The sequence below is a fragment of the Rhodanobacter aciditrophus genome (assembly GCF_042679525.1).
In the GTDB taxonomy this organism is placed as follows: domain Bacteria; phylum Pseudomonadota; class Gammaproteobacteria; order Pseudomonadales; family Marinomonadaceae; genus Marinomonas; species Marinomonas aciditrophus.
In genome coordinates this window covers 256,315-275,816 of sequence record NZ_JBHTMN010000003.1, presented here as the reverse complement: position 1 = coordinate 275,816, position 19,502 = coordinate 256,315, and the positions used below count along the sequence as shown (strand labels likewise).

The following is a 19,502-nucleotide window of genomic DNA, read 5'->3' as shown; positions in this document are numbered from 1 at the left end:
TCCTAGTGACTAGCGGCGGTTGCGCCCATTTCATTTACTTGGCGGAAAACATCAAAGCGGTCCATAGCAAAGGGAGCGATTAAATCTGGCACCTTGCCACCACTTGCCACCAACTCCGCCATGGTCTTGCCACATATAGGGGTAGACTTAAATCCCCAAGTCCCCCACCCTGCATCAAGGTAATAATTCTCCACAGGACTTAACCCCATAATTGGACTGTAGTCGGAAGTCATATCCGTCATGCCGGCCCATTGGCGCATCAGTTTTAGGTTTGCCATAAACGGGAACATTTCCACTGCACTGGCAAGTAAGCTTTCTTTCAGATCTAAGGTTGAACGAGTGTTATAGAGGGGATAAGGATCAGATCCACCTCCAAATACAATCTCTCCTCGACCCGTTTGCTGCACATAACAATGCAACGCAGACGAACTTACCAAAGGATCTAAAAAGGGTTTAACCGGTTGTGTCACCATGGCTTGTAATGGGTATGTTGTAATAGGCATTTTGATATCAGCCATAGCTCCCACAATGGAACTATTCCCTGCCACCGCTTGAACGACACATCCACAACTGACTTTGCCACGATTAGTCGTAACCCCAGTGACCTTTCCTTGCTCCACAGTTACACCCGTGACTTCCGTTAACTGATGCAATTCTACGCCGCGCTGGGTGGCCCCTTTGGCATAGCCCCAAGCCACTGCGTCATGGCGTGCTGTTGCTCCATCTATATGCCACAAGCCAGCAAGGATCGGCATATCAGCTGGATTCATATTCAAAGTGGGGACTAACTCTTTGATTTGTTGCGGATCGATCAGCTCAGTACGTCCGCCAAAGTGTTTGTTCACTTCTGTACGCTGACGGAATGAGCGAACCGTCGCATCAGTGTGAGCAAGGGTCAACTGACCACGAGAGGAATACATGATGTTAAAATCAAACTCATTAGACAGGCCTTGAAACAAATCTACCGATTGCTTGTAAAACTTGACCCCTTCAGAGGTTAAGTAGTTCGAACGAATGACCGCAGTGTTTCGAGCCGTATTTCCGCCACCAAGATACCCCTTCTCTAGAACCGCAATGTTAGTGACGCCATGGTATTTGGCCAGATAATAGGCGGTGGCAACGCCGTGGCCACCGCCACCAATAATCACTACATCGTAGTGACGTTTTAGCTCAGTAGGTGCTGGCAAGTCTGCGTCTTTCTCGAATGGGTAATCATTAGAAAGACCATATTTCAGTAGTGAAAATGGCATAGACGATGTCCTCGTTTACCTTTGTATAGGGTGTATATGATTAGCGCGCTGACTGTGATGCATGCTGCGCCGCAACTAATGTATTTTTCATCAGGCAAGCGATGGTCATTGGACCAACACCACCTGGAACAGGCGTGATCGCTTTAGCATAGGGAGCCACCTTGGCGTAATTTACATCGCCAACCAATCTACGCTTTCCAGCCTTTTCAATGGCATTGATGCCAACGTCTATCACCACAGCGCCTGGTTTCACCCAAGTCTCATCCACTAACTCAGGGACTCCCACTGCGGCAACCAAAATGTCCGCCTGTCGAGCGATAGCTTTCCCGTTGACGGAGCGAGAATGGACCACCGTAATGGTGCAGTTTGCCTGCAAAAGTAAATTAGCCATGGGCTTACCAACGATATTGGATCGACCTACAATGACAGCATGCTTACCTGACAAATCCCCTATTTCCCGCTGGAGCATTTCAAGGCACCCCAATGGGGTACAAGGGATCAAAGTCGCCTGACCTGTTGCCAATAAGCCAACGTTTTCCGGGTGAAAGCCGTCCACATCTTTGCTAGGTGCAATCAAACGAATGATGCGTTCTTCACTGAGGTGCTTGGGCAATGGCAGTTGCACCAATATGCCGTGAACATCGGCTCTTTGGTTCAACTCTTCTACAACAGCCTCCAAAGAGTCCTGCGTGCAATCAGCAGGTAAACGTTTCTCGATAGAAGTCATACCTGCTTCTTGGGCTCGTTTAATCTTGTTACGCACATAGATAGCGCTGGCTGGATCTTCTCCAACCAGTACAACGGCTAATCCTGGTGCCGGAACCCCCAACTCAGCGAGACGACGCACTTCATTGCCTACTTCTGCAATGAGGTCATCTGCCAATCGCTTCCCATCAATGATGTGTGTCGTCATGGTTTATTCCCCTGCGTTATTTAAAGACAACGGTTTTATTGCCGTACATAAAAACGCGGTGCTCTAAATGCAAGCGCACAGCACTGGCTAATGCCACGGTTTCTGTGTCTCTACCCACAGCCACTAAACGTTCAGGAGAATAAGAATGGTCCACAGGCTGAACAGATTGTTCGATAATTGGGCCTTCGTCCAAATCAGAAGTCACATAATGTGCCGTTGCACCAATGAGCTTAACGCCACGGACATGGGCTTGATGGTAGGGTTTCGCGCCTTTAAAGCCAGGCAAAAAGGAATGATGGATGTTAATCGCACGACCATGCAGTTCCTTACACAGGCTGTCGGACAAGATCTGCATATAACGGGCTAGAACGACTAAGTCTGTTTTGGTTTCTTCTACAATTTGCACCAAAGCTGCTTCTTGCTCTGGCTTATTCTCTTTGGTCACAGGTAAGTGAACAAATCGAATACCTTCCCGCTCGGCCATAGGACGTAAGTCCTTGTGGTTGGAGACAATAGCAGTGATCTCCATTGGCAACTCACCTTTGCGATGTCGGTAAAGCAAATCATCCAAACAATGATCAAACTTACTCACCATCAATAACACCCGCATCGGCTCAGCCGAATCAAATAATTCCCACTCCATGTTGAACTCAGAGACTTGGGCGTCGAAACCCTCACGAATCATTTCCAGAGTCGTGCTATCAGATTCAATCCGGCAGACCGCACGCATAAAGAAACGCTGATTCTCTTCATCATCATACTGATGCATTTCTGAGATATAGCAGCCTAAACCTGCTAAGTAGGACGTTACGGAAGCAACGATGCCACTGGTGGCGTCGCATGCAGCTTTAAGCACAAACACGTTTGATTCCGACATTTTTTCTCCAAGAACAAATTAATTCACAGTTAAAAATAAAAACTCAGCATTAGGTTTGTTTATTTACAGTAAATTAAATATATTATTAGGAAATCTAAATGACAATAACTTAACCAAAGTAAGTGGAAATATTCGAAACTTCCTTCACAGAGAAATTTATCGTTTGTATTTGGAGAAAACATGAGCAAGACCACGGATTATCATGTACCCGCCCTTACCCGAGGGTTGCATATCATTGAGCTATTTAATGCGGAGCATAGAGTCTTGAGCACTCAGGACTTTGCCGACCACCTGAATGTCAGCACGTCATCGACCTACAGGATTGTTCAGACCTTACTGGATCGTGGTTATTTGAAGAAGGTGGCACGAAATGCCTATGAACTAGGGCCCCAGATTGTATCTCGTGGATTTGCTTACTTAGCAGGGAAGGATCTGATTGACATCGCCGCCCCCCATCTAAACGCTTTGCGGGATGAAACCTCCATTTCATGCCATCTGGCCATCAGAGATGGTCTGGATACCTTGTACATATATCGAGCACAAGCTTCTCAACGACTTTCAGTTAACATTCCATTAGGGACACGTCTGCCCTGTCACACCAGCGCTATGGGGCGAGTACTGCTACAACAATTGAGCGACATTGAGCTAAGTGCTATGTATCAGACACAGCAGCTAGATATGTATCCTACACCGCATCCTCAAACACTAGGGGAGCTGAAGCGTTTACTTAGAGACGAATGGCAACAAGGGTATTCCAGCAATCGATCAGATAATGCGACTGCCATAGCAGCACCGATCAAAAATTATCTTGGTAAAACGATAGCGGCCATTAATATTTCTGGAGCAGATCAAGTCATGAACAACCCTGAGAAGTTTGATATTGCAAAGAATCAACTGTTAAAAGCAGCACAAGCCATTACTGAAGTAGCCCCTGCATGAGGGGCTAGAGGATAGGAGGTTAGATATCTCCCAAGCAGATATATTTCATTTCTAAATAGTCTTCTAAACCATACTTGGAACCTTCTCGGCCTTGCCCCGACTCTTTTACCCCTCCAAATGGGATCATTTCTGAGCTGATAGCAGTCTCGTTTACCCCAACCATACCGTACTCCAAGGCCTCACTGACACGCCAAGAACGAGATTGATCTTTGGTGAAGAGATAAGCTGCTAAACCAAACTCAGTATCATTTGCCATCTCAATGGCTTCTTCTTCTGTTTCAAATTTGAAAATCGGAGCCACGGGACCAAATACTTCTTCCTTAGACAAGCGCATGGATTGATTAAGATCACGAATAACGGCCGGGGTGAAGAAATACCCTTCACCAGCGGGCTGGGTTCCTCCTGTGGTCAAACTCGCACCTTTGTCTAAAGCATCAGCCACTAGGGTTGAAACCCCCTCTACAGCATTTCGAGTGATTAACGGCCCCATAGTGCTCGCCTCAGACAAGCCTTCCCCTAGAACAAATTGCTCTGCTTTTTCAGTAAATCGACGAACAAACTCATCATAGATACTGCTTTGCACCAAGATCCGATTTGCACATATACAGGTTTGCCCAGCATTGCGAAACTTAGCCGCAAAAGCCCCTTGTACCGCTTTATCAAGATCCGCATCATCAAATACAAGAACTGGCGCATTCCCCCCCAGTTCCATAGAAGTGCGTTTCACTGTTTGCGCCGATTGCGCCATCAGGATTTTTCCCACTCGTGTGGAACCTGTGAAAGTGACTTTTTTAACTAAAGGGTGACTGGTCAGTCGCTCACCAATTTGTGGTGCATCTAGACCTGGCACTACATTAAACATGCCCTTTGGCAGGCCTGCTCGCTCTGCAAGCTCTACTAACGCCAATGCAGAAAGCGGCGTCTCTGCTGCGGGCTTTAACACTACGGAACAGCCTGCCGCCAATGCTGGAGCTACTTTACGAGTGATCATAGCAATGGGAAAGTTCCACGGCGTTATCGCCCCTACCACACCGATCGGTTGCTTGATCACTACTGAACGACGATCAGTGGTGGTGTTTGGTAGAATGTCTCCGTAAATACGTTTACTTTCTTCTGCAAACCACTCGATATATGACGCGCCATAGGCAACCTCTCCTCGGGCTTCCGCAAGAACTTTGCCTTGCTCTACCGTCATTATCTTAGCCAGATCCTCTTGATTCGACATGACCAGGTCAAACCATTTTCGCAACACCGCAGATTTCTCCTTTGCGGTACGCTTCGCCCAACTTGCCATAGCCTTATGGGCAGCAACAATTGCTTTTTGAGTTTCTACCACACCCAAATCCGCTACCTTTGCAATGATCTCACCGGTAGCCGGATTCACCACATCAAACAAGTTCCCAGAGGCGCTAACAACCCACTCACCATTAATGTAACCGTGCGTCTTTACTAAGCTCGAATCACTTAAAATCTGTTCAAACATTATGTGCTCCTAAAGGCAGGACCTTATCCTGCCGAATACTTATCATTAGTGCCCAACAGCCTGTTTAGCTGTTTGCATGACATTGGTTTTAACCAGGTCTCCTGAGTTATAAGCGATACCCTGAGTTTCATCATTAAGACCCTTAACAAGTGCCCAACACATAAAGATGAACACAATAGAGAACGGGAAGGCGGCCACGATAGAAGCGGTTTTTAAGGCATCAAGTCCCCCGGACAGCAATAAGATCGCTGACACAACGCCTAATCCAATTCCCCAAGCCGCTCTCAACCAATTGGGAGGGTTGGCGCTGCCTTGAGAAACAATAGTGCTGATCACCAAGGTGCCAGAATCCGCAGACGTCACAAACCAGGTCACAATCAGGAAAGTCGAAAGGCCAGCGATAATACCTGTCATTGAATCCACTCCGAGGGCTTCAATGGTTTGATACAAGGCTTGAGTTATGTCCGCATTCACCGCTTCCGTTAGTTGCCCACCTTGGTAAAGATCAATGTTTAACGCGGTACCACCGAAGATAATGATCCACAAGAAGCCTCCCAAAGGGGGAATAACCAAAGCAGAAAGTAAAAACTGTCGAATCGTACGGCCACGGGAGATACGCGCAATAAACATCCCTACTAGTGGGCCCCATGACAACCACCACCCCCAGTAAAAGATGGTCCACCAACCCTGCCATTGGCGATCAGATTGTAGATCGACCCAAAATCCCATAGAGACAAAAGACACGGCGTAATCGCCTATGCTCGATACAGCCAAGTCAAATAGGAAAACCGTTGGCCCTGCTAACACAAAGAATAAGATCACCAACACACTCAGACGAATGTTCCAGATACTCAAAACCTTAATACCACGCCCAATCCCTGAAATAGCTGACACCGTCGCAATCAGGGACACCACCGCGATCAAGATCAACTGAGAAGAGGTAGAGATAGACATGCCAAAAAGGTAATTGAGGCCAGCATTCATTTGCGATACCCCTAGCCCTAGAGTCGTCGCAGTACCAAACAAGGTGCTAAAAATCGCTAGCAGATCGACCCCATGACCAATTGGTCCATTCACTCGCTCACCCAAGATAGGATATAAGCCCGAGCGTACTGTCAAAGGTAGTCCGCGGCGATAACTGAAATAAGCTAGACACAACCCCACCATAATGTAGACAGCCCAGCCATGAAGCCCCCAGTGAAACATGGTGACCTCAATGGCCATCTGCGCAGCTTCTGCTGTATTGGGTGCAAAGCCACGCATTTCAGCAAAAGGATTACCCTGCATGTGGGTAATAGGTTCAGCAATACTCCAAAAGAGCAGCCCAGTCCCGATAGCACAGCTGAACAACATAGAAAACCATGCGGTAAAACCAAATTCAGGGGATTCGTCATCACGGCCTAAGCGGATCTTGCCAAAGCGACTGAAGGCCACCCAAACAGCAAAGGCCAACACACTACTGACCACAATAATGTAGTACCAACTGAGCTTAGTGGTGATCCAAGTATTAAGGGTATTAAAAATATAATTGGACAGTTCAACATTCGTCACAGCGAAAATAACAAACGCCAACACCATTAGGCTGGAGGCAAGACACATAAACTTATTAGTACCTGCCCATAGACCATGGGTCGCTACCGAATTGCGAGATTCCATACAAACTCCTGAGCCACCCCACTCGAAATGGGGGGTTATTTTTATTATTCGTTTTTGTCACTAAGGAAATACTCAGAGCACAAGAGTGCTGTCCAGACAGCAAGTTTGCTTCTGGATAACAAGTCTCTCGTGCTTAAGTCTCTAAGTGTGAATTAGCGCATCACAAAAGGATTCGACATGGGTTCACTGGACGTACTTATCCAAGTCGTCCTTACACGGATATAATCTTGAATGGCTTGAATCCCAGCTTCACGGCCATAACCGGATTGATTCACACCTCCAAAAGGCGCCACATAAGACACAGCACGGTAAGTATTGACCCAACAAATGCCCGATTGAATCTTCTGAGAGACACGTAAAGCTTTAGCGAGGTTCTCGGTGAACAATCCAGAACCCAGTCCAAATTCAGAATCGTTAGCTAAAGCGATCGCCTCTTCCTCCGTATCAAAACAAGCCAGTGACATAACAGGGCCAAACATCTCAACATGGAGGGTTTCAACTTCTGTATTGGGGCATTCAACAATGGTGGGGGCAAAGTAAAAGCCAGCCCCAAGCTCTGTCATGCGACGACCACCAGTGAGTAGTCTCCCACCTTGCTCTGTTGCTTTGTCTAGGGCGGCTTCGATTCCCTCAATTTGGGCCATGGTACAAAGTGGGCCAATATGAGAATTAGGATCTAAGGGATCACCAACCTTGATTTGCGCGGTACGCTCCAATAAAAGATCCCGCAATTTGGGATACAAATCCCGTTGCACATAAACCCGCGAGCCCGCCACACAAGATTGACCTGATGCGCCAAAATTACCGGCAATAATACCGTTCGTGGCACTTTCTAGGTCCGCATCGTTAAAAACCAAAATAGGAGATTTACCGCCCAGCTCTAATGAGGTCACAGCAAAATTGTTGGCTGTGTTACGCACCACATGCTTAGCGGTTTCTGGACCACCAGTGAAAGCCAAACGGTCAATATCTGGATGAGACGTTAGCGGGATGGCACAGCCTTTTGCATCCCCAGTAATCACAGACACAACCCCTTTGGGAAAGCCCGCTTTTTCGATCAATTTGGCGAACTCTAGAATCGCTACAGGAGCCACTTCAGAGGCTTTGATAATGACACTACAGCCTGCTGCCAATGCTGGCGCTAGCTTAGTAGCGGTCAGGAACATTTGAGCATTCCAAGGTACCACAGCTGCAACCACACCAATGGGTTCCGGCTTAGTAAACACATGCATATCCGGTTTATCAATGGGAAAGGTCTGGCCCTCAATCTTGTCTGCTAAACCGGCGTAATAACGATAGTAATTTGCAACATACTTAGCCTGAGACTGTGTCTCCGCTGCTAGTTTGCCACTGTCTGTTGTCTCAACAGCCCCTAGAGCTTCTGAATTAGCTTCTAATTGATCAGCCAACTTATACAACAGTTGACCGCGGGCAGTCGCTGTTAAGCCTGCCCATTCTGGATCAGATAAGACTCGTCGGGCAGCGTTCACTGCACGGTCGACATCTTCAGGCTCAGCGCACGCAAATGTCGCCCACGACTCTCCCGTTGCAGGGTTGACGGTCGGCATCACATTTCCAGCGGCGCCTTCGACCCATTCGCCATCAATAAACAGCGAATAGTGAGGTAAGGTAATCTTTGACATACGGCCTCTTCGGACTCTTAGTTAAATGCGGGCATAACTTCGTCAATGAAGCGACGAAGTGACGTTTCTTTTTCTGCGCGGCTCATACCGGAGTCACTCCAATAAGAGAATTCGTCATATCCTAATTCTTCATAGTATTTCAAACGTTCAATAATCTGCTTTGAGGTGCCAATCATGAGGTCTTTACGGATTGCCTCGCGCTTATAGAAAGGATGATTATCGATCTCTTCCTGACTTAAGGTCTCTATTAAACCTTGGCTAATTGGACGTTCGTTTTTAAACCAAGCACCGAAGTAGCAATAGAATTCATGGAGTTTTCGCGTAGCTTGCTCCAACTCTGCTTCATCGTTAGACACGTAAGCATGTTGTAGAATCATGATTTTGGTGCGTTTGTCATACTTGGCACACGCTTCCTTGTATTTACTAATCAAAGACTCAACTTCTTCTAAGCCTTGCCATAATGGCGTCACTTGCACATTACAATCTTGGCTTAGGGCAAACTCATGGCTATTAATATCGCGTGCTGCTACCCAAATAGGTGGACCATCTTCTGTTAGTGGCTTAGGAGAAGAGGTTGTTTTAGGGAAGTTGTAATGTTTACTGTCTTGGGTATGGTCACCTTTCCAAAGACCTTTGATAGCCGGCACCATTTCACGCAAGCATTCACCCGCTTGCCAAGCATCCATACCACCAGGAACCATACGCTCATATTCAAATGCGTAAGCACCACGGGCGATCCCCAGCTCTAGACGCCCACCGGTTACGATGTCTGTCATGGCGGCTTCACCCGCTAGCTTAATTGGGTGCCAATAAGGCGCTACCACGGTGCCAGTACCAAGACGAACCTGTTTGGTTTGGTGCGCAATATCAATCAAATTCAAGAATGGGTTCGGCGCAATCGTGAAGTCCATACCATGATGCTCGCCAGTCCAAACCGTCGTCATGCCCCCTTCATCAGCAATTTTACAAAGGGACAAAAACTCGTCGTACAGCTCTTTCTGACGTTGATTCTCGTTAACACGCTCCATATGAGCAAACAATGAAAACTTCATCGAATATCTCCTTCTAATTCATTGCCAAAGTACAAACGAAATACGCCGTTTTGCTTTTCTGATACAAATCGATCCACCATAGTTGTGAGATCTGAAGAAACAAATTTAAGGTCTTTTAACGCACCTAATGGCACATATTCACAATGTTCAGGTAATGGTCCATCTAGGCGGTCTACACGATAGAAGGCAATGAAGTTTCCAGTACTGACTTTTTCGTAGACCGAAAATACTTGGCCTATTTCAAACTCTCCGCCCAAGCTCTTCATAAAGGATTCTAGAGAGGTGCGAGACCCTTTTTCGGAGGATATTTCCATAGCTGGTAAGCGGTAACCTTGCTGGGTCTTTTCCACCACAAGCTGGCCATTTGTTTCGATCAAAGCCCCTACTTGAGCACATTTATCATGAGCGACTTCTTCGGCTTTATGTTCCATACCTAAACTGAAGTAACCGCCTTTTGCATATCCCAAGCCAAATTTTTCATTGCTATTAAACTGTTCTACTTTACCCACCAGCATGAGATGGTCTCCAGCGGGGATTTTTTCAAATGCAGAACAGGAGAAGTGAGCCACAGCATCACTGATCAGTGGTGTGCCAAACTCATCAGCAAACCAAGAGACTTCACCAAACCGATCACCTTTTGAGCCAGCGAAGGTATTCGAAGCATGCTGTTGATCTTCTGCCAGAATGCTTACACCGAAATATTCACACTGCTCAAATACCTCAAAACTCGACAATTTATTGGCTGGACACACCAGTAAAAGCGGTGGATCCATAGAAACAGAGGTAAAGGAGTTGGCGGTGAAACCAACCTTTTCACCCGATTTGCTAACAGCTGTCACCACAGTGACCCCCGTCATAAAAGAGCCAAATGCATTACGCAGTGCTCTAGGATCATGCGCGCTCATAAAAAACCTCCTCTTTTGGGTCAAAACACTTCTGCCCAAATTTGATTATTATTGGATTGAGTTCGTCTGAGTGAGTCATAGGTGCCATATGACGGGCGTCTTCAATAATATAAGACTGCCCGTGAGGACATAACGTCGCCATGGCTTCAGACATCTCTGCTGTTGAATTAGGATCACCGCGGCCAGTGGAAAATAATGCAGGGACCGCCAATGACGTCAGATCTTCCGTAGCAGGGCCATCGTTGAAACAGAACACCTCATAAGCTTGTCGGTAACCCTCTAAAGAGGCCTTAGAAAGCCATTCACCGCAAAGCTCTGCATGACGCACATCCGCCCCTTGCAAGGGAAAATCAAACCAACGCTGAATTGGCGCGGTCACATTCTCTGCGGTGATATTTTGTTTCATTTGTTCAACACGACTCTGAACGGCTTTTTTCGCTTCTTGAGAACGACGGAACACTGAATTTAAGGCAACCACACCCGCACAGTTTGCCCCATAGCGAATTGCAAAATTCAAAGCAATCATCGAGCCCATAGAATGCCCAGCAATCACTACTGGCGTGGAAACATCTGAGTCGATCCATTGAGCAATGACATCGGTATAACCAGCAATATCACCACAGCTAGGAAACAGATCACTTTCCCCATGCCCAGGCATGTCTACCGCATAAACAGTAAAATGTTGTGCTAGTTCGTCCAGCTGGTTCAACCAAGCATCAAGCCTTAACCCAACACCATGAATAAGCACGAGGGATGGCCCCGTGCCTACCTTGACATAAGCCAGCCCCTGCGACGATTTAAACCGCTGCGGGATTTTCGATGTCATGACCTAGCTCCTTAAGCTCTTGGTAGCGATCTCCAATACGGTGATGGGGGCGCCCACCCGTCGCAGCACCTAATACAACAACGATCTCGTCATCCGCTGGCGCATCGCAAATGTTAAATTGCAGAGTTAAATAGTGAGAACGGCGACCACCGTCGTTTTTATCCATCATAGGGACAGAAATAGCAGCGTTGGCTGGGCCACGGGTGTTGGTGAAAGAAAGAAACGATTTCGCCTGTACGGCTTCACGATAAAAATTGCCAAAATGCAGGGTGTGAATCAGAGCTGAGGCGTGTTCAATTTCGCCATTTAAGCCTACAACTGCGGCTTTACCAAAAGCTTCAATCTTGTCTGCTCCGCCAGCTAACTCGCAAATACGATCCGTCAATAACTTGCCTAGAATCGGTCCATACTCACGTACCACAGGTTTCAGGTCTTCCACATAGCGTCCAGCCCATGGGTTCTTAACGACAGCGGCAGCTGCAAGCATACGCAGAGGCTTATCCGCTTTCTTAAAACCTTCGACTAGGGTTTCTTCCTCAAAACACACAATCTTGCGAATTTCTAAACTCATAATGATTTCCTGAGAGAGTTAAATCTTACTTTTTGTAATATGGTATACCATATGATATAAACATAAACATACTATCTTATATAGTTCAACCAGTAATGTGCTAATATTTGAAAACTCTTTCATCGACTAAAGGAAAAACCATAGGATGCAGAAGGTTGAGCGACCAAAAACACTCAAAGAAAGCGCACTTGCGTCACTTCGAGATGCCATCACTAGCAACACATTGAAACCAGGAACACGATTAGTAGAACGGACTCTGTGTGAAACCATGGGAGTTAGCCGCACTGTTGTGCGTGAGTGCATTCGACATTTAGAGAGCGAGCACTTAGTAAAAGGCATACCTAACTCTGGTTTTGTTGTGGCCTCTATCAGCGAAGAAGAAGCACGTGAGATCTATGAGATACGGGCGCTATTAGAAGGCACTGCGGTGAAAGCATGCAGCAAGGTCATCACTCCCGAAGTGATTAGCCAGCTCTACGCGTTACACGATGACATTGCCTTACACCTCAGCAAAGATGACATCAAAGCAGCACTAAAACTCACAACAAGCTTCTATGAGTTGATTTTTAAGACGGCTGAAAAGCATGTGGCATGGGTACTGGTTGAACAGTTGAATTCAAGAATCTCTCGCCTCCGGGCTTACACCCTGAGTGCTCAGGGTCGTAAAACCACTGGTCCAAAGGACCTATACGATATGGTAAGAGCACTTGAGGAACATAACCCCGAAGCCGCTGTGGAAATATGCGAGCGCCACTTGCGCGAAGCTTATGACATAGCATCAACCATCGATAAAGGAAGTGATACATGAACAAAGAGCTATTTGAGCTTGGCTTGTCAAAACGCAAGGCTACCCTAGGAAACGACTATGTGGAACGTAACTTAGAAAAAGCCGACGCCTTCAACCTCCCCTTTCAGGAAGCCATGACACAGTGGTGTTGGGGATTTGGTTGGGGTGATGACACCATCGATGCCAAAACCCGTTCCATGATGAACCTCACCATGATTGCAGCCTTAGGCAAAATGGAAGAATGGGAACTTCACCTAAACGGAGCACTAAACAATGGCGTTACGGTAGACGAAATTCGTTCCATTTTACACGCCATTGCCATTTACTGCGGTGTTCCCCAAGGGGTTGAGTGTTTCCGTATCGCCCGAGCGGTACTGACGGAAAAGGGTCTTCTTGAACCAACTGTCTAATAAGATGGAGTCACTCGATGAAAGGATATTGGATTGCCCATGTGGAGGTACAAGATACCGATGCATACCAAAATTATCTTGCTGAGGCTCCAGCGGCATTAGCATCATTTGGAGCGAGGATGCTGTCCCGTGGTGAAAACTTCACCATGCTTGAAGGTGAACACGCCACACCTACTCGCGCTGTAGTATTTGAATTTGACAGTTATGAAACAGCATTAGCCTGCTACCATTCAGATGCTTACCAACAAGCACGCTCACACCGAATCGAACACGCCAAGGCGACCATTTTAATTCTCAAAGGCTTACCACAGACGTAGAACTTCACCATTGCAGCAGCTGACTTTTCATTATTACAGTTGCTGCAATTCTTCCCAAACTTAACGTTTATCTATACTGAATTTCCTCTATTACACCCGCCCATTTTTTTACCCATGTAGAAATTTTCACAAAGCTAAAAAAAGATAAAAACTGCTTGACCATATCATGGTATACCATAATATGGTCTATACCGAGTGTATTTTTTGATCAGCACAGCCTCCCTTATCGCCTCAAAAAAACCAACACATATCGGTAACTAAAAACTACAACGCAAAAGGAATAGGAACATGAACAACACTCTAAAGAGCGGCGCATTTGCGCTGACTTTGGGCATGGCATCGATGATGGCCAATGCAAGCGATACAATGAGTTTCGTAAGCTGGGGTGGCTCCACCCAAGAAGCACAAGAGCAAGCTTGGGCAATGCCGTTTACTGCTACATCAGGTATCAAGGTTATTCAGGATGGACCAACTGACTATGGCAAATTAAAAGCCATGGTCGAAAGCGGTAACGTGCAATGGGACCTAGTGGATGTTGAAGCGGACTTTGCCTACCGTGCGGCGGCAGAAGGTTTACTGGAGCCTCTAGACTTTTCTGTTATTGACACTACAAACGTCGATCCTCGCTTTGTATCCGACTACGGCATCGGCTCCTTCTACTTTTCATTTGTATTGGCGTTCAATAAAAGCCGACTTTCAAATGAACCTAGCTCTTGGGATCAGTTGTTTGACCTCGATACCTATCCAGGCAAGCGCGCCTTATACAAATGGCCTAGCCCTGGCGTATTAGAAATGGCGCTGATCGCAGACGGTGTAGAACCAGCAGACCTTTACCCCCTCGACCTAGACCGAGCCTTCGCTAAACTGGACACAATTAAAGATGACATTATTTGGTGGGGCGGCGGCGCGCAATCTCAACAATTGTTAGCATCCGGGGAAGCAAGCATGGGTATGTTCTGGAATGGGCGAGTCTTCTCATTACAAGAAGACGGTTTACCTGTAGGCATCAGCTGGAGTGATAACTTAGTGATGTCTGATTTTTTAGTCATTCCGAAAGGGGCTAAAAACAAAGACGCTGCGATGAAATTCCTAGCGTATTCTACTAGCGCACAAGGCCAAGCAGACTTTGCAACGCTTACGGCATATTCTCCCATTAATACACAAAGTAGTGACCTAATCGACGACGGCTTAAACGCCTACCTTCCTACCAGTTACGCCGATGACCAAGTATCACTGGATTACCAATACTGGGCTAAAAATGGACAAGAGATCAGTGCTCGTTGGAACAACTGGCTACTGAAATAACTCCACACCGCCATTCCTGTATTCACTGACCACTGGGCAACATTTTGTTGTTCAGTGGATTTTAAGGTAATCGTTATGTCTGTACGTATTTATAGTCAAAAGTGGAAGGACACCTCTCTCCTACTCCCTATACTCTTGTTTTTAGGAATATTTTTTCTAATTCCTTTGATCGGCCTACTCATTCAAAGCGTCACTGAACCCATCCTCGGGCTTGCCAATTTCGCTGAGCTTTTGGCCACTTCAACCTACATTCAGGTGCTTGGTAACACATTTTTAGTGGCAACCCTGGTCACCCTGTTTGCAGTATTGCTTGGCTTTCCTTTGGCCTGGTGCATTACTTTGTTTCCAAAAGGGTGGGGACGATTCCTACTCAACGTTGTTTTGCTCTCCATGTGGACCAGTTTACTAGCGCGAACCTACTCTTGGTTAGTGCTGCTCCAATCCTCTGGTGTATTGAATAAGATCCTGATGGGCTTAGGTATTATTGATCAGCCTTTAGAGCTGGTTCATAACCTAACTGGTGTCATTATTGGTATGACTTACATAATGATTCCATTCGTTGTACTGCCCTTACAGGCATCCATGAGCGCCATTGACCCCATGGTATTACAAGCGGCGTCTATCTGTGGCGCATCTGCTCGCACTGTCTTCTTCAAGGTATTTCTTCCACTGTGTAAACCGGGCATTTTCTCTGGCGGGTTGATGGTGTTTGTTATGTCATTGGGCTATTACGTCACCCCAGCTTTGCTAGGGGGAGTGAGCAATATGATGTTGCCTGAATTTATCGTTCAACAGGTACAAAACTTCCTGAATTGGGGCATTGCCAGCGCTTCCGCGTCAATCCTTATCGCAGTGACTTTAGTGATGTTTTACATCTATCTAAAGGTGCAAACCGAGTCACCAACCTCATCTCATACTGGGGGCTAAAATGCTACTTACGCAACAATCCTTAGGGTGGAAAGTTAAATCCGCTCTGTATTTTATTACAGGTTCTATTGCGGCATTTTTGGCGCTGCCAATATTTTTCATAGTTGCCCTGTCTTTTGGTTCATCCCAGTGGCTGGTGTTTCCACCGCCACACTGGACAACAAAATGGTACGAGCGTTTCTTTGACAATCCACAATGGATTGAGGCGGCCTTAACCAGTTTGCAAGTGGCAGTGATTACCTCCATCTTGGCCACACTGATTGCTTTACCGGCTTCCTTTGCTCTGGTGCGTGGTAAGTTTCCGGGTAGAGACTATCTCTATAGCCTATTCACCTTGCCGATGATTGTTCCTGTGGTAATCATTGCAGTCGCCACTTACAGCATGTTTTTGAGTCTAGGTCTGACAGGCACTTTAGTGGCGTTTGTGATAAGCCATGTCATCGTGGCTGTCCCCTTTGCTATGATTTCGATTATTAACTCCCTCAAGCTGTTTGATAAATCCATCGAAAACGCAGCGGTGATATGCGGTGCCCATCGCCTCCAGGCCATCTTTAAAGTGACCTTTCCCTCTATAAAACCAGGGATTTTTGCGGGAGCCTTGTTCGCCTTTTTAGTATCTTGGGACGAAGTCGTCATCAGTGTCATGATGGCTAGCCCAGAGCTACAAACCTTGCCTGTAAAAATGTGGTCGACACTACGTCAAGATCTTACGCCAGTGATTGCCGTAGCTTCTACACTGCTGATTTTCCTGTCACTCATCATCATGATTGCCGCTAACTTTTTACGTAAACGCAGCCAGTAGGCCATGCGTTAGGAGCCTTATTATGTCAATTTCTAAAAGTACTTCACCACTGGTCACCTTAAAGCTGCTGAATAAAGAGTACGGTCAATTTACGGCGGTTAATCACATCAATCTAGAAATCGAGAAAGGAGAGTTTTTAACATTCTTAGGTTCTAGCGGCTCAGGGAAAAGTACCACTCTTTCTATGATCGCCGGCTTTGAGACACCTACCTCTGGCGAAATACTCTTGCATGACGACTCACTTATCCATGTGCCTTCCCATAAGCGAGGCATTGGAATGGTGTTTCAGCACTACTCTCTCTTCCCGCACATGAATGTAAGGGACAATATCGGCTTTCCATTGGATATTCGCAAAGTACCGAAGGCTGAGCGCGATAAAAAAGTCGATGAAATACTCAAACTGGTACAGCTTGCTGATTTTGCCGATCGTCGCCCAGCTATGTTATCTGGAGGACAAAAACAGCGGGTCGCCATTGCCCGAGCATTAGTTTACGAGCCAGAAATACTACTTATGGATGAGCCTCTAGGTGCGCTAGATAAAAAGTTGCGTGAAGATCTACAGGACGAGCTACGCCAAATCCATAGACGACTTGGCATTACTATCATCTATGTCACCCATGACCAAGATGAAGCCATGCGTTTGTCAGAGCGCATTGCCATTTTCAAAGACGGCGAAATTGTCGGACTTGGCTCAGGTACAGACTTGTACAACACGCCACCCAATGCCTTTGTGGCGTCATTCTTAGGTAACTCAAACTTTCTGAAAGTGCGAACTCAAACCCATTGCGAAGCGCAATTTGAACAACAGACAGTGAAGTTAGGCCATCTAACAGCACAACTACCAATCCAAGCTGAAGTATTATTGATGGTTCGTCCAGAGAACATTCATGTATTACCCAAAGAGCTAGCTGCCAACCAGCCCTTGCCCGAAGACATGAACGAAATCACGGCCACGGTGGAAGAAACAGTATTCCTTGGCGAAAGCTATACCTGCTCATTAATCACAGCATCAGGACAACGCCTCATGGGCAAGGCTGTCGCTCGGGAACACACTAATGTGTCGGTAGGCACACAAGTTAAGGTGCGCTGGGCAACACAACACAGCTGTGTCTACGATCAATGGAGTGAGCAGGACATAATGAAAGCCAGCTAACTCGATTACCCCCTAGAATCACCCTTTTTGGGAGCGCAAGCTCCCTTTTTTATATCTGCTTCCCTGACTAAATTAAAACGCCCCATCATTACTTAACTACCGCTACTAGATATGTCGCTACTAGATATGTCGCTACTAGCGTTTACAACCTGTCCGAAGCTGCTAAGCGATAACATTACCCTAAATTGCTTTTCAATCAGAAGACACAAAAAAGCCCCCATAATGGGGGCTTTGTAGTCGTTGCACTTAGGGGGGCGCAACATTTACACAGTGCTTTTGGACACTATGATTTGGTCTCTTGACCAAACTCTGGGTAAGCATGCATACCACACTCATGCATATCCATACCTTCTAATTCTTCCTCTTCACTTACGCGAAGTCCCATTACTTTCTTAATAATCCATAGGGTGACTAACGTAGCGCAGAACATCCAAAGGAAAGTACACACCATACCCGTCAACTGACCAAAGAAAGTAGCGTCATCGTTCGAGATTAGGACAGCAAAAATCCCCCAGATACCGGCTGAACCATGCACTGAAATAGCACCTACAGGATCATCGATTTTCAGCTTATCAAGGGCGAGCACGGAGAACACAACGACTACACCACCAATTGCACCAATCAGAGAAGCCATGCCTGCAGAAGGTGCCAATGGCTCAGCTGTAATCGCCACCAGACCCGCTAAAGCACCATTAATCGTCATCGTAAGATCTGTCTTGCCAAACAATGCACGAGCTAATAGTGCGGCAGCAATCATGCCTGTTGCAGCAGCGGCGTTAGTGTTCACGAAGATTTTAGCAACAGCATTAGCCTCTTCTACGTTAGCAATTTTTAGTTCCGAGCCACCGTTAAAACCAAACCACCCCATCCATAGAATGAACATACCCAAGGTGGCCAGCGGTAAGTTAGCGCCAGGGATAGCACGTACTTCACCATTTTTACCGTAACGTCCTTTACGTGGACCGACCATAAGTACTGCTGCTAGAGCTGCGGAAGCCCCCGCCATGTGAACCACAACAGAACCCGCAAAGTCTTGGAAACCTAATTGATCAAGGAAACCACCGCCCCATTTCCAGTAGCCTTCTACAGGGTAAATAACAGCAACCATGACCACGGCAAACACAAGGAACGGCCAAAGGCGCATACGCTCAGCCACCGCACCAGACACAATGGACATAGTGGCCGCAGCAAACACTGCTTGGAAAATGAAATCCGCCATAGTTGAGTAATAAGGTGCATCATCGCCCCCAGCGACCACTGCATCGGTAGCATTGTCTGCTCCCAGTAAGAAATCAATGCCAGGGATATAGGCACTAATAGGATCCCCTGGATACATCACGTTGTAGCCCACTAATAAGTAAACAAAGCAAGCGATGCCATAGAGCAAGGCGTTCTTGTTTAGAATCTCGACAGTATTCTTACCACGTACTAAACCTGCTTCTAGCATGGCAAAGCCTGCGGCCATCCACATCACCAAAGCGGTACACATTAAAAAGTAAAAGGTATCCAGTGCGTAACTGACCTCAATCACCATGTTTCCCATAAACAACTATCTCCAAGCAAATTAATATGAATCACTAGAGGGAAAATTTATTTCCTGATAGTGCTATTACAACTTTCAGGCCATACTTTTCTAAAATATTGAAAAATAAGTGTTTTTTTTATTAACTTTGATATCTGAACGGG

The 19,502-nt window shown here is 46.5% G+C and carries 19 protein-coding genes; 8 read left to right on the top strand and 11 right to left on the bottom strand.

The genetic code is table 11. The features are described from left to right. Window positions 1-2: 2 nt before the first annotated feature. Genes ACFQ45_RS01950 through purU form a run of 3 tightly spaced genes read right to left on the bottom strand, consistent with a single transcriptional unit; the run spans window position 3 to window position 3,040 of the window. Window positions 3-1,250, bottom strand: a complete 1,248-nt coding sequence (locus ACFQ45_RS01950; RefSeq protein WP_377364778.1) for an FAD-dependent oxidoreductase — start codon at window positions 1,248-1,250, stop codon at window positions 3-5. A gap of 40 nt (window positions 1,251-1,290) precedes the next feature. Continuing rightward, on the bottom strand, window positions 1,291-2,163 hold the full coding sequence (locus ACFQ45_RS01945) for a bifunctional 5,10-methylenetetrahydrofolate dehydrogenase/5,10-methenyltetrahydrofolate cyclohydrolase (RefSeq protein ID WP_377364776.1): 873 nt from the start codon (window positions 2,161-2,163) through the stop codon (window positions 1,291-1,293). 16 nt (window positions 2,164-2,179) lie between these two features. After that, on the bottom strand, window positions 2,180-3,040 hold the full coding sequence (gene purU, locus ACFQ45_RS01940) for a formyltetrahydrofolate deformylase (RefSeq protein ID WP_377364774.1): 861 nt from the start codon (window positions 3,038-3,040) through the stop codon (window positions 2,180-2,182). Window positions 3,041-3,220: 180 nt separating this feature from the next. Between purU and ACFQ45_RS01935 the strand changes: the two genes are divergently transcribed. After that, window positions 3,221-3,979 (top strand): IclR family transcriptional regulator, encoded by a 759-nt coding sequence (locus ACFQ45_RS01935; protein WP_377364772.1) that lies wholly within the window; start codon window positions 3,221-3,223, stop codon window positions 3,977-3,979. Window positions 3,980-3,998: 19 nt separating this feature from the next. Here ACFQ45_RS01935 and ACFQ45_RS01930 read toward each other — a convergent pair whose 3' ends face one another. The 7 genes from ACFQ45_RS01930 to ACFQ45_RS01900 all read right to left on the bottom strand — a co-directional run bounded on the left by ACFQ45_RS01930 (window position 3,999) and on the right by ACFQ45_RS01900 (window position 12,115). Further along, the gene (locus tag ACFQ45_RS01930; protein WP_377364770.1) at window positions 3,999-5,462 is read right to left on the bottom strand and encodes an NAD-dependent succinate-semialdehyde dehydrogenase; all 1,464 of its coding nucleotides are present in this window, start codon (window positions 5,460-5,462) and stop codon (window positions 3,999-4,001) included. A gap of 45 nt (window positions 5,463-5,507) precedes the next feature. Continuing rightward, the gene (locus tag ACFQ45_RS01925) at window positions 5,508-7,118 is read right to left on the bottom strand and encodes a BCCT family transporter (RefSeq protein WP_377364768.1); all 1,611 of its coding nucleotides are present in this window, start codon (window positions 7,116-7,118) and stop codon (window positions 5,508-5,510) included. 152 nt (window positions 7,119-7,270) lie between these two features. Further along, the gene (locus tag ACFQ45_RS01920; protein WP_377364765.1) at window positions 7,271-8,761 is read right to left on the bottom strand and encodes an aldehyde dehydrogenase; all 1,491 of its coding nucleotides are present in this window, start codon (window positions 8,759-8,761) and stop codon (window positions 7,271-7,273) included. Window positions 8,762-8,778: 17 nt separating this feature from the next. Beyond that, entirely contained in the window at window positions 8,779-9,813 is a 1,035-nt protein-coding gene (locus ACFQ45_RS01915; protein ID WP_377364763.1) for an LLM class flavin-dependent oxidoreductase, read from the bottom strand. Next, complete coding sequence (locus ACFQ45_RS01910; protein WP_377364761.1) at window positions 9,810-10,718, bottom strand: flavin reductase family protein; 909 nt, start codon at window positions 10,716-10,718, stop codon at window positions 9,810-9,812. Before ACFQ45_RS01910 ends, ACFQ45_RS01915 begins: the two co-directional genes overlap by 4 nt. Further along, a complete protein-coding gene (locus ACFQ45_RS01905) occupies window positions 10,705-11,544 on the bottom strand; it encodes an alpha/beta fold hydrolase (RefSeq protein WP_377364759.1) in 840 nt (279 codons plus the stop codon). Before ACFQ45_RS01905 ends, ACFQ45_RS01910 begins: the two co-directional genes overlap by 14 nt. Further along, complete coding sequence (locus ACFQ45_RS01900) at window positions 11,516-12,115, bottom strand: amino acid synthesis family protein (protein WP_377364757.1); 600 nt, start codon at window positions 12,113-12,115, stop codon at window positions 11,516-11,518. The genes ACFQ45_RS01905 and ACFQ45_RS01900 overlap by 29 nt, the downstream gene beginning before the upstream one ends. Before the next feature lie 145 nt (window positions 12,116-12,260). Here ACFQ45_RS01900 and ACFQ45_RS01895 point away from each other — a divergent pair, with 145 nt between their 5' ends. From ACFQ45_RS01895 to ACFQ45_RS01865, 7 genes are all read left to right on the top strand, one after another. Then, the gene (locus ACFQ45_RS01895; protein WP_377364755.1) at window positions 12,261-12,923 is read left to right on the top strand and encodes a GntR family transcriptional regulator; all 663 of its coding nucleotides are present in this window, start codon (window positions 12,261-12,263) and stop codon (window positions 12,921-12,923) included. Then, entirely contained in the window at window positions 12,920-13,312 is a 393-nt protein-coding gene (locus ACFQ45_RS01890) for a carboxymuconolactone decarboxylase family protein (RefSeq protein ID WP_377364753.1), read from the top strand. Before ACFQ45_RS01895 ends, ACFQ45_RS01890 begins: the two co-directional genes overlap by 4 nt. Window positions 13,313-13,329: 17 nt before the next feature. Then, complete coding sequence (locus ACFQ45_RS01885; RefSeq protein ID WP_377364751.1) at window positions 13,330-13,629, top strand: DUF1330 domain-containing protein; 300 nt, start codon at window positions 13,330-13,332, stop codon at window positions 13,627-13,629. A 288-nt stretch (window positions 13,630-13,917) separates the two neighbouring features. Further along, entirely contained in the window at window positions 13,918-14,934 is a 1,017-nt protein-coding gene (locus ACFQ45_RS01880) for an ABC transporter substrate-binding protein (protein ID WP_377364749.1), read from the top strand. 75 nt (window positions 14,935-15,009) lie between these two features. Further along, window positions 15,010-15,861, top strand: coding sequence for an ABC transporter permease (locus ACFQ45_RS01875; protein WP_377364747.1), 852 nt, complete (start codon window positions 15,010-15,012; stop codon window positions 15,859-15,861). A gap of 1 nt (window position 15,862) precedes the next feature. After that, a complete protein-coding gene (locus ACFQ45_RS01870; protein WP_377364745.1) occupies window positions 15,863-16,663 on the top strand; it encodes an ABC transporter permease in 801 nt (266 codons plus the stop codon). A 22-nt stretch (window positions 16,664-16,685) separates the two neighbouring features. After that, on the top strand, window positions 16,686-17,816 hold the full coding sequence (locus tag ACFQ45_RS01865) for an ABC transporter ATP-binding protein (RefSeq protein ID WP_377364743.1): 1,131 nt from the start codon (window positions 16,686-16,688) through the stop codon (window positions 17,814-17,816). Window positions 17,817-18,099: 283 nt separating this feature from the next. On the opposite strand, the gene ACFQ45_RS01860 is transcribed toward ACFQ45_RS01865, so the two are convergent. Beyond that, the gene (locus ACFQ45_RS01860; protein ID WP_377364741.1) at window positions 18,100-19,359 is read right to left on the bottom strand and encodes an ammonium transporter; all 1,260 of its coding nucleotides are present in this window, start codon (window positions 19,357-19,359) and stop codon (window positions 18,100-18,102) included. Window positions 19,360-19,502: the final 143 nt, after the last annotated feature.

Coding starts and splice junctions, on each gene's coding strand:
- ACFQ45_RS01930 (WP_377364770.1), bottom strand. CDS start 5,462: ATGTTTGAACAGATTTTAAGTGATTCGAGCTTAGTAAAGACGCACGGT.
- ACFQ45_RS01950 (WP_377364778.1), bottom strand. CDS start 1,250: ATGCCATTTTCACTACTGAAATATGGTCTTTCTAATGATTACCCATTC.
- ACFQ45_RS01870 (WP_377364745.1), top strand. CDS start 15,863: ATGCTACTTACGCAACAATCCTTAGGGTGGAAAGTTAAATCCGCTCTG.
- ACFQ45_RS01935 (WP_377364772.1), top strand. CDS start 3,221: ATGAGCAAGACCACGGATTATCATGTACCCGCCCTTACCCGAGGGTTG.
- purU (WP_377364774.1), bottom strand. CDS start 3,040: ATGTCGGAATCAAACGTGTTTGTGCTTAAAGCTGCATGCGACGCCACC.
- ACFQ45_RS01945 (WP_377364776.1), bottom strand. CDS start 2,163: ATGACGACACACATCATTGATGGGAAGCGATTGGCAGATGACCTCATT.
- ACFQ45_RS01900 (WP_377364757.1), bottom strand. CDS start 12,115: ATGAGTTTAGAAATTCGCAAGATTGTGTGTTTTGAGGAAGAAACCCTA.
- ACFQ45_RS01925 (WP_377364768.1), bottom strand. CDS start 7,118: ATGGAATCTCGCAATTCGGTAGCGACCCATGGTCTATGGGCAGGTACT.
- ACFQ45_RS01880 (WP_377364749.1), top strand. CDS start 13,918: ATGAACAACACTCTAAAGAGCGGCGCATTTGCGCTGACTTTGGGCATG.
- ACFQ45_RS01920 (WP_377364765.1), bottom strand. CDS start 8,761: ATGTCAAAGATTACCTTACCTCACTATTCGCTGTTTATTGATGGCGAA.
- ACFQ45_RS01895 (WP_377364755.1), top strand. CDS start 12,261: ATGCAGAAGGTTGAGCGACCAAAAACACTCAAAGAAAGCGCACTTGCG.
- ACFQ45_RS01915 (WP_377364763.1), bottom strand. CDS start 9,813: ATGAAGTTTTCATTGTTTGCTCATATGGAGCGTGTTAACGAGAATCAA.
- ACFQ45_RS01875 (WP_377364747.1), top strand. CDS start 15,010: ATGTCTGTACGTATTTATAGTCAAAAGTGGAAGGACACCTCTCTCCTA.
- ACFQ45_RS01885 (WP_377364751.1), top strand. CDS start 13,330: ATGAAAGGATATTGGATTGCCCATGTGGAGGTACAAGATACCGATGCA.
- ACFQ45_RS01865 (WP_377364743.1), top strand. CDS start 16,686: ATGTCAATTTCTAAAAGTACTTCACCACTGGTCACCTTAAAGCTGCTG.
- ACFQ45_RS01890 (WP_377364753.1), top strand. CDS start 12,920: ATGAACAAAGAGCTATTTGAGCTTGGCTTGTCAAAACGCAAGGCTACC.
- ACFQ45_RS01910 (WP_377364761.1), bottom strand. CDS start 10,718: ATGAGCGCGCATGATCCTAGAGCACTGCGTAATGCATTTGGCTCTTTT.
- ACFQ45_RS01860 (WP_377364741.1), bottom strand. CDS start 19,359: ATGGGAAACATGGTGATTGAGGTCAGTTACGCACTGGATACCTTTTAC.
- ACFQ45_RS01905 (WP_377364759.1), bottom strand. CDS start 11,544: ATGACATCGAAAATCCCGCAGCGGTTTAAATCGTCGCAGGGGCTGGCT.